Annotated in this window: 10 protein-coding genes and 1 pseudogene; 2 read left to right on the plus strand and 9 right to left on the minus strand. The window is 43.5% G+C overall.

The annotated features are described in order from the left end of the window. Together HRT75_RS13240 and HRT75_RS13245 are read right to left on the minus strand one after the other, a co-directional pair. Positions 1-1036, minus strand: a pseudogene (locus HRT75_RS13240) (hypothetical protein); the annotation flags it as partial. A 24-nt stretch (positions 1037-1060) separates the two neighbouring features. Further along, the gene (locus HRT75_RS13245) at positions 1061-1411 is read right to left on the minus strand and encodes a hypothetical protein (RefSeq protein ID WP_291187643.1); all 351 of its coding nucleotides are present in this window, start codon (positions 1409-1411) and stop codon (positions 1061-1063) included. A gap of 92 nt (positions 1412-1503) precedes the next feature. Here HRT75_RS13245 and HRT75_RS13250 point away from each other — a divergent pair, with 92 nt between their 5' ends. Next, positions 1504-2499, plus strand: a complete 996-nt coding sequence (locus HRT75_RS13250) for a methyltransferase domain-containing protein (protein WP_291187645.1) — start codon at positions 1504-1506, stop codon at positions 2497-2499. Positions 2500-2515: 16 nt separating this feature from the next. Here the strand turns inward: HRT75_RS13250 and HRT75_RS13255 are convergent, their stop codons facing one another. The 3 genes from HRT75_RS13255 to HRT75_RS13265 all read right to left on the minus strand — a co-directional run bounded on the left by HRT75_RS13255 (position 2516) and on the right by HRT75_RS13265 (position 4293). Then, positions 2516-3064 carry a tail fiber protein gene (locus tag HRT75_RS13255; RefSeq protein ID WP_291187647.1) on the minus strand — a complete coding sequence of 183 codons (549 nt, stop codon included), beginning with the start codon at positions 3062-3064 and terminating at the stop codon, positions 2516-2518. Between the two features lie 17 nt (positions 3065-3081). Next, entirely contained in the window at positions 3082-3630 is a 549-nt protein-coding gene (locus tag HRT75_RS13260) for a hypothetical protein (RefSeq protein WP_291187649.1), read from the minus strand. Positions 3631-3738: 108 nt separating this feature from the next. After that, positions 3739-4293 (minus strand): tail fiber protein, encoded by a 555-nt coding sequence (locus HRT75_RS13265; protein ID WP_291187651.1) that lies wholly within the window; start codon positions 4291-4293, stop codon positions 3739-3741. Between the two features lie 133 nt (positions 4294-4426). On the opposite strand from HRT75_RS13265, the gene HRT75_RS13270 reads away from it, so the two are divergent. Further along, positions 4427-5458 (plus strand): hypothetical protein, encoded by a 1032-nt coding sequence (locus HRT75_RS13270; RefSeq protein WP_291187653.1) that lies wholly within the window; start codon positions 4427-4429, stop codon positions 5456-5458. 48 nt (positions 5459-5506) lie between these two features. On the opposite strand, the gene nqrF is transcribed toward HRT75_RS13270, so the two are convergent. The 4 genes from nqrF to HRT75_RS13290 form a co-directional block, all read right to left on the minus strand. Next, positions 5507-6814: an NADH:ubiquinone reductase (Na(+)-transporting) subunit F gene (nqrF, locus tag HRT75_RS13275; protein WP_291187655.1), complete on the minus strand. Its 1308-nt coding sequence runs from the start codon at positions 6812-6814 to the stop codon at positions 5507-5509. Between the two features lies 1 nt (position 6815). Next, positions 6816-7547, minus strand: a complete 732-nt coding sequence (nqrE, locus tag HRT75_RS13280) for an NADH:ubiquinone reductase (Na(+)-transporting) subunit E (RefSeq protein ID WP_291187657.1) — start codon at positions 7545-7547, stop codon at positions 6816-6818. Positions 7548-7566: 19 nt separating this feature from the next. Beyond that, the gene (locus tag HRT75_RS13285) at positions 7567-8214 is read right to left on the minus strand and encodes an NADH:ubiquinone reductase (Na(+)-transporting) subunit D (RefSeq protein ID WP_087523225.1); all 648 of its coding nucleotides are present in this window, start codon (positions 8212-8214) and stop codon (positions 7567-7569) included. Positions 8215-8221: 7 nt separating this feature from the next. Beyond that, positions 8222-8669: FMN-binding protein (locus tag HRT75_RS13290; RefSeq protein WP_291187660.1), on the minus strand; the 448-nt coding region annotated here is incomplete at its 5' end.

Consider the following 8669-nt stretch of genomic DNA (forward strand, 5'->3'; position numbering starts at 1 on the left):
AAAGTACTATCGGAGGATCTGCGCTGGTCACCCCTTCACAATGCTCAAAATTGTCTGTTCCTATATAATTAAAGGATCCCGAGATCGCAATTCGGATCTCATCCACATTGGTCAGGCTGTAATCGGCAGCACCATCCGTAGCGAAATCAATGGTAAACCAACCTCCGTTTCCAGAAAAATCCGTTGGAAAACCGGTCGTTTTGGTAATGGTATAGACTGTAGATCCTCCTAAGATTCCAGTAAGCGTTAAGGTACCGTCATCGGTTGGGTTGGTACCTCCATCCGAAGAAGCATAAAAGTCAATCGCCTCAATATTGAACTCTTCGCCACCAGAGGTAGCAATGGAATAGGTTTTATCCGTGCCCAGATCACTGTCATTATCTAAGAATTGATCGGAGCCGTTTGAACCTCCACCACTAAAGAACCCAACATTAAACACAGAGCCTGTGGTCTCAAAACCTACACCGTTACTCGCAAAGACTTGATCACCAGCAATAAAGCTTTCAAAGGTCTCTTGAAAACAACGCGTAACCACATGGTCCTCTCCTGCTGTAAAGGCGGGCGCTGGAGTGTTTCCAGCAGTATCTTCAATATCATTTGATGCAGAAAGGTCCACACTAACAGTTCCTTCACCAGCAATATTATCTACGGTAATGGTATAGGTACTTACGCTTCCGCTAATGGCAGTAAGGTTTGCGGTGGTTCCTACGGCATCTAAAACAAAATCGTCTAGGGTAACATTAATAGCCTCTTCATTGAAGTTAACCAAAAAGTCTACGCTGGTAGCTGTGCTGGTTGGAGATCCCACAACAGTAATGGTCTGTACAAATGGTGGATCTGTCTCTAAAATTTCACTGTCTATAATGAAATCATCTAAGGCCATATATTGCAGTGTGCCTTGTAAGGTGATCACCAGTTCGTCAATATTTAAAATGCTGTAATCTGCGCTTGGCTCAGTTGCAAAATCAAGCTCAAAGAAACCTTCATTCACCGAAAAGTCTGTCGGGAATCCAGTGGTTTTCGTGTAGGTCCACACGGTTACTCCGGCAAGCTTTCCTTCCTAAAGCACACTCTGTCCTGCGGTAGGGTTATTTCCGGTAGCGCTATCAGATACATACATATCGATGGACTGTAGCGTAAAAGCATCACCTCCTGTAGTAATGGAATACGAGGCGCCTGTAGTAGCGATCCCGAGATTATCCATAAACTTATCAGATCCTCCCGCACCAGCATTGGCAAAGGTGGTCACATCAAAGTTCGTATTACTGGAACTGAAGGTCTTTCCATCTAGCGCAAAGCTATCTGTACCATCAGCCAGACCTTCAAAGTCTTCCGTGAATTGCGCATGAGCTGTGGTTACTGTCAAAAGCAACAGAAAGCTCGCACGTAAAAAAGTGTAAAGTAGTTTCATTGTTAATTGGTTTGGACCTGTGCTTACCTCAATAATTTTAATTAGGTAGATATGCCCGTGTCCGGTTCGTTTTAATTTTACATCTTAGCACTATGAATTCGACAAATGATTTTGCGGATCTTTTTGAAAAGATGCTAAATGCGCAAACCGAAGCAGAAGAGATCACTGCTGCTTTAGCATTGGCAGATCACTACCAAACACTTCTGGAAACCCACGCCCTTGCTCAAGATTTCTCCAATAAAGAAGAGACCTTTTTAGAAGGAGGGGTGGCCCTAGCCTCGCAATACGCCTTAGACTGTTTGCGCGATCCCTTGCGGACCACACGCTTTATTGTGGGAACCTATCAGGCCATTAAGGACCAATTGACTCAAAACAATAGTGTGAATGTGCTTTACGCTGGATGCGGACCAGCAGCACCTTTAGTGCTACCACTACTGCATCGTTTTACGAGCAAAGAGATTCGCATAAGTCTTTTAGACATTACCGAAAGTTCAATAAAAGCAGTAAAGAGTTTGGTCCATGCCTTGGACCTCCAAGGGTATATTGTGAAATATATCACTGCGGATGCAATCACCTACAAGGCACCAAAGCAGCACTTTGACATCATGGTTTCAGAAACCATGGACAAAGGCCTCACAAGAGAACCTCAGGTAAGGATAATGCAAAACCTAATTCCCCAATTAAAAGAAAATGGCCTGTTTATTCCACAGGCTATTGATGTTTACGGGGAGCTTACTTTCTATGGCAAAGAACCTTACTTTGACCTTTATAAGGATTTACAAAGTTTAGGACCTTGCTATAAAACAGCTCTTAAAAAGAAACTGTTCAGCATTGCTCAGGATGTGACCAATGATCAGCCCTTTGAGTTTACTTCTGATACAATCGAAATTCCATCAGATCTTTCACAGACTCCTGACGCCGCGGTTTATGCCGAAATTCAAGTTTACAAAGAACGTATTTTGCCCAAGGCAAAATCTCTAATTAGCAATTCATATTGCATTCGCTCTCTGTTGGGAGGAGAAAACAAACACTTTAAATATTACTATACGACCCAAGGAACCCCTTCTTGGGAGCTCCGGATCGAGTAAAATCTTAATAGTTGATTTAAGATCTAGAAGGAAAAATACCTGTTAAAGCAATTATCCAAGTTACAGTCAAATACGGCTGCATATTATTGAACGCAGTACTTCCTCCGGCGGCTCCAATAGACAAGCCATTCAAGGCTTGGTCTGGAGTCGCAGAGTTAAATCCTAATGAAGGCACAAAGGAACGTCCGGATTGTTGCCCAGGAGTTGCCAATGAAGCTCCTGTAAATGGAGCACTTGTGTCTGCGTTTGCCCCGCTAGCATTAAGCACACCTGTATGAGTATGTGATGGCAAATTTGCCAGACTTAAGGTAGTTGTAGCAGTACCTGATCTTTGACCAATACTGTAAGAAGGCAGTCCCGGTCCAGAACCAGAATGTATTGCAACGCGACCTCTGAGGTCTGGCAAGGCGAAAGTAGTTCTCCCATCCCCTCCATAAATAGTTCCGAGTAGTGCAAATAAGGCCGAATTACTCGCTATTGCTAGTAATTGTCCCTCACATTTTGCCCAACCTACAGGCGCAAAAGTAAATCCAACGCATTGGATTTGTCCAAGAAATGGCTCCATAAAAAATGTGGTTTAAATTAAAGTGAAAAATTAAAGTTAATGGTGTTTTTGGTGAGCCCGTGGCTCGTTGTGGGGAGGGTTTTATCTCCTAACACGTTGTGATTGGTCCAATGGGATGAGTGGACGTGCGCAAAATTCTGATTTACACAAAGCAAACCGTAGTTTTCACGCCCGTTTTTGGAGATTCGGAAATAAAAACGAGGTAATTCTCCTTCTTTGCGTCCTGGCCAGTCGCTTTTAAAGCTGTAGTCGCCGTTGGCATCAGTATGAAAATAACCGCGTTTGAGTTTCCAGTTGGAATTCGCGTCTTTAAACCACACTTCAACCTTGGCATTTGCTACAGGTAGAAGCGTTGTTCCGTCGAGAATTTGTCCTTTAATATTTAAGTATTTGCCGAGTTTTAATCCTGCTCTGAAGTCTGTTTTACTGTCAGAAATTGAGGAATAACCCGGAAAATCGATAGATGTATCAGTGTTGGCTAAGGTTGCTGTTCCTATAAGAGATAGGCCTACAGAGGCAGCCGCAGTAGTGCGCAAGAAATTTCGTCTGGAGTTGTTTGGTTCCATAATGATGATTAGTTACGTTTATAAAGTTATGAAAATAAAATGGTTATTAAAGAAAAAGAGCTACTCTATTAGAGCAGCTCTTTCCTCGAATCTGAACGAACACCACTTTTAACTTCTCGAAGGATATACTCCTTGCAAGGCAATGATGTAGTTCACAACCTGATAAGGTTGCATATTATTAGCTGGCGCCCCATTACCTGTAAGGTTGGTTTCTACAGAACCTGTATTTAAGGTAACATCTGGAGCTGCGGCATTAAACCCTTGTGTTGCTGTAAACGTTCTTCCCGATAAGCTTCCAGGAGTTGCAATACTAGAGTCTGCTGTCGCTGCGGATTGAGTAGCGTCTGCAGAGCTTACTTTTAGACTTGCTGCGTGGTTGTGGGCAGGCAGGTTAGCAACTTGAAGAACAGTGCTTTCTGAACCTGAAAGCTGACCTAATTGTCTGGGTGACAGCCCAGGTCCTTGCCCATTACCAATGGGAGCGCGCCCTCTAAGATCAGGCAGTTTAAATGTAGTTCTACCGTCACCTCCATAGGTGGTGCCTAATATTGAAAAAAGTGCTGTATGCGAAGAGATCGGTAAAAGTTGTCCTTCACATAGCGCCCAGCCTCTGGGAGCGAAGTTCCCTGCAAACATGATAATTTGTCCGATAAATGGATCCATAATATTGATTTAGTTGATTAGTTATGCTTTAGAGCTGTTAAATGCTTTTTTTGTAAAACTAGTTTGCCACCAAATCTTAGGTAAGGGTATAAATACGTGTTTTGAATCTTGCGGGAAATCTTAACTTCGCCTTATGAAGAATTCCAAAGACGCATTGCGACAGATCGCAGATAGTTTATACAATCCAGAACTCCATTACCAAGACCTATACAACGCCTGCCAACATTATAAGGACTTGTTGATGCAGATCACTGAGATCACTTTTGATGACGACACGCACCGCAATGACATCTACACTGCTGCCGGGCGCGCCGTGGGCACCGAGTGGGCCATTCGCTGTGTGGAGGACATTATGAGAACACGTGCGTATTGCCAGGCAGTACACCAAGCAGTCTCAGACCTTCTAGAAACCAAAAAGAGCGTCCGTCTACTCTATGCAGGTACGGGACCATTTGCCACTTTGGTCTTACCCTTGATCACAAGGTTTTCTTCTGATGAGTTACAGCTTGACCTTATGGAGATCAATCCAGAGAGTGCTAATCACCTTAAAAATGTACTGACCCATTTTGAAGCCGAAGATTATATCCGCGATCTCATCATTACAGACGCAACGACGTATCAAATAGATGATCCCGCATCCGTGGATATTCTATTGAGCGAAACCATGCAGGCAGGCCTTAACAAGGAGCACCAGGTAGCTATTTGTTACAATCTAATACCACAACTACCTGCACAGACTATAATGATCCCCGAACAGATCATTTTAAAACTCTATGCCTTAAATCAAGAAAAGCATCAAGAGTACAAAACTTCATTAGAGCCAGAAAATGTGCCAAAGTTCTTTGAAGATCTGGGAACTTTATACACCCTAGACACACCCAACATTATGGCCCAACATGAGAAGATCAATGCCATGGGGTCGGCAGCAACTTTTGAACCTGTGACTATAGAAATTCCTAAAGACACCCACAGAAAATACCATCAGCTGACCATCGCAACGCAGATCATGCTTTATAAGGACATCGAATTAAAACTGGAAGAGTCTGGGCTTACAGCCCTTCGTATTTTGCAACCGCTTAATCCTATGATGCAAACCGTTAAAAACTTACGCAGCACCTATTACACCGGAGAAAATCCCGGCTTGGATTTTGAAATGAACGTATAAAAAAACCCTCGGTAAAAACCGAGGGTTGTTTCTTTATGAGTGTTGGGATTATCCTCCAAAGTCATCAAAGCGGATATTCTCATCTGGGATTCCAAAATCTTCTCCCATCTTCTGGACCGCTTTGTTCATAAGTGGTGGTCCACAGAAATACAATTCAATATCCTCTGGAGCTTCGTGGTGGTTCAAATAGTTGTCGATCACACATTGGTGAACAAATCCAACAAAACCGTCTCCAGGAGCATCAAGGCTCTCTTTTACTTTCCAGTTATCTTCCTCTAATGGTTCTGATAAGGCCAAATAGAACTTAAAGTTAGGGAACTCACGCTCTAGCTCGTTAAAGTGCTCTAAGTAGAACAACTCACGCTTAGAACGTCCACCATACCAATAAGTCACCTTACGACCTGTCTTTAAGGTCTTGAACAAGTGATACAAGTGCGAACGCATTGGCGCCATACCTGCTCCACCACCAACGTATAGCATTTCTGCTTCACTGTGGTTGATGAAGAATTCACCGTAAGGTCCTGAAATTGTTACTTTATCTCCTGGCTTCTGAGCGAAGATATAAGAAGATGCAACACCTGGATTTACTGTCATCCATTGGTTCTTAGCACGATCCCATGGCGGAGTCGCAATACGCACGTTAAGCATGATCTCACGCCCTTCTGCAGGGTAAGAGGCCATAGAGTAAGCGCGCTCCACTGTTTCTGTATTTTTCATCACCAATGGCCACAGTCCAAACTTGTCCCATTCCATCTGGAATTTATCTGGAGTCTCGTGTTCCTCTGGGTGAGCCGTGATGTCCATATCGCTATACTTGATCTCACATGGAGGGATCTCGATCTGGATGTATCCACCGGCCTTGTAGTTCATATCCTCAGGGATCTCTACTACAAATTCTTTAATGAAGGAGGCTACGTTGTAGTTACGCACAACAGTGGCTTCCCACTTTTTGATACCAAACACCTCTTCTGGGATGGTGATATTCATGTCTTGTTTTACCTTCACCTGACAAGCCAAACGCGCTCCTGATTTAAGCTCCTTACGCGTAAAGTGTGGGGTTTCTGTTGGCAATGCTTCTCCTCCACCTTCTAAAACGTGGCACTCACATTGAATACAGGTTCCACCACCTCCACAGGCAGATGGCAAAAAGATCTTCGAGTTACCTAAGGTGCTCAAAAGCGTGCTTCCTGAAGGAACTTCAATTTCTTTTTCGCCATTGATCGTAATGGTCACAGGACCCGATGGCGATAGTTTTTCTTTGGTGAACAACAATAGGGCAACCAATAACAAGATCAGCACCAAGAAGGCAACAATCGTGGCCCCTATTACTCCTAAACTTACTTCTAGTATAAACATATTAAGGGTTCATTACTTCCAAAGCAGCAGTTGCTTCGGCCGTTTGTTCTGATTTTTCTTTTTCTAACTCATCTCCAGCAGCGGTATCGGTCTGCTCAGCAGCAGGCGCATCATCACCTTCTGGAAGCATTCCTCCGAAGCTCATAAAACCGATAGCCATAAGCCCGGTAATGATAAAGGTGATTCCCAAACCACGAAGTGGCGCTGGTACATTTGAGTAACGGATCTTCTCACGAATTGCAGCGATAGCTACAATGGCAAGGAACCAACCGATTCCAGAGCTAAATCCGTAGTTCAATGCAAGCCCGAAAGAAGCGATCTCACGTGACTGCATGAATAGTGATCCTCCAAGGATCGCACAGTTTACCGCAATAAGCGGCAAAAAGATCCCTAAGGAGTTGTATAATGATGGAGAGAATTTCTCAACAACGATCTCTACCAATTGTACCATGGTAGCGATAGTAGCAATAAAGAGAATAAAACTCAAAAAGCTCAAGTCATAAGTAGCGTACTCTTCTCCCAACCAGCTCAAAGCACCTTCTTGTAAGATATAGGTGTCTAGCAGCCAGTTGATCGGCACGGTAACGGTCAATACAAAGATAACCGCAGCTCCAAGGCCCACAGCAGTAGATACTTTCTTAGATACCGCCAAATACGAGCACATACCCAAGAAGTAGGCGAACACCATGTTCTCTACAAAGATGGACTTAAAAAATAATTCAATGTGTTCCATAATTTCTGTTCTTTAAGGCCTAGTTTTCTTCGATTAGATCTTTGTTACGGCTACGCTGCACCCAGATAATGATTCCCACCACGATAAGTGCCATTGGAGGCAGTACCATGAATCCGTTGTTCTCATATCCGTAAGCGTATAGCCCACTCTTTTCTACAGGGTTTCCAAAGATCTCGATCCCGAACAAAGTTCCAGAACCAAAAAGTTCTCTGAAGAATCCTACGATCACCAAGATCAAACCGTAACCAAGGGCGTTACCAATTCCGTCTAAGAAAGACTTCCAAGGTCCGTTACCCAAAGCAAAGGCTTCAAAACGTCCCATGATGATACAGTTGGTGATAATCAGTCCAATAAATACAGACAGCTCCTTACTCAATTCATACGAGAAGGCCTTGAGTACCTGGTCTACAATAATTACCAAGGTTGCTACTACGATAAGCTGCACAATGATTCGAATCTTTGATGGAATGATGTTTCGCATCAAAGAGATAATTACGTTACCCACACCCAATACGAAGATTACCGATACAGCCATTACCACAGAAGGTACAAGCTTAGCGGTGATCGCCAAGGCAGAACAAATTCCCAATACTTGAATCGTGATTGGGTTGTTGTCCGCTAATGGATCTAAGATCAGGTTGGCATCTTTTCTAGATAAAAGTCCCATAGTGCGCTTAGTTTTGTAGTGATTTAAAGAAAGGTACATACTTCTGCACATCCTTGCGCAGCATGCTTGCCAAACCGTCTCCGGTAATGGTAGCTCCTGCTAGAGCATCTACCTCATTGTCTGATTTGTCTTCGTTCTTTGGATCGTTATTTCCTTTGGCTACAGCAATTCCGCTGAATTGTCCGTTGTCCAAGAAGCTCTCCCCTTGGAAGTCGTCCATGAAATAACGTTGCTTGATCTCGGCTCCAAGACCAGGAGTCTCTCCTTTGTGATCAAAGAATACTCCTTGAATGGTCATGGACTCATCTACGGCTACAAAGCCCCAGATTGCATCCCAAAGACCTTTACCGCGAACCGGCATTACGTAAACGTCTTTACCGTCTTTAGTTCCTTTGAAAAGTGGAAGCTTTTGATCATAAGATGGATCTTCTGCTTTCTTCTTTTCTTTTTTGATG

Source organism: Gilvibacter sp. (assembly GCF_013214815.1).
In the GTDB taxonomy this organism is placed as follows: domain Bacteria; phylum Bacteroidota; class Bacteroidia; order Flavobacteriales; family Flavobacteriaceae; genus Gilvibacter.